1 protein-coding gene is annotated in these 288 nt (G+C 69.8%); it reads left to right on the top strand.

Annotated features, from left to right (window positions below):
- Positions 1-104 precede the first annotated feature (104 nt).
- Positions 105-288 (top strand): hypothetical protein (locus J5474_RS22520; protein ID WP_209364249.1); only part of this gene is annotated, 184 nt, incomplete at its 3' end.

Below are 288 nucleotides of genomic sequence, written 5' to 3'. Positions count from 1 at the left end.
CCGTTGTCCTATGTCCTGATGGCGCATAACCGCGTCAGGCTGCAGAACGTCGTGACACTGGCCGCCGGCATCCTCGCCATTTCCCTGGCGGTGGAGCTGACCTCGTGGGCCGATTGGGGCATCGCCGGGGTGGTGGCGGCAACCACCGCAATGTGGGTGCCCAGAACGTCCTGTTCCTCGCGCCCTGCGCGGCCAGGACCCTGGGGCTGCGGGCGACGAGCTTCCTCGCGTCGCTGGCCATCATTGCCGGCTGCACCGCTGGCGTGGGGCTCGCCAGCGCGGTGGTGG

This window comes from Sagittula salina (assembly GCF_017813235.1).
Taxonomy (GTDB): Bacteria; Pseudomonadota; Alphaproteobacteria; order Rhodobacterales; family Rhodobacteraceae; genus Sagittula; species Sagittula salina.
This window is presented reverse-complemented; position numbering and strand designations above follow the sequence as displayed.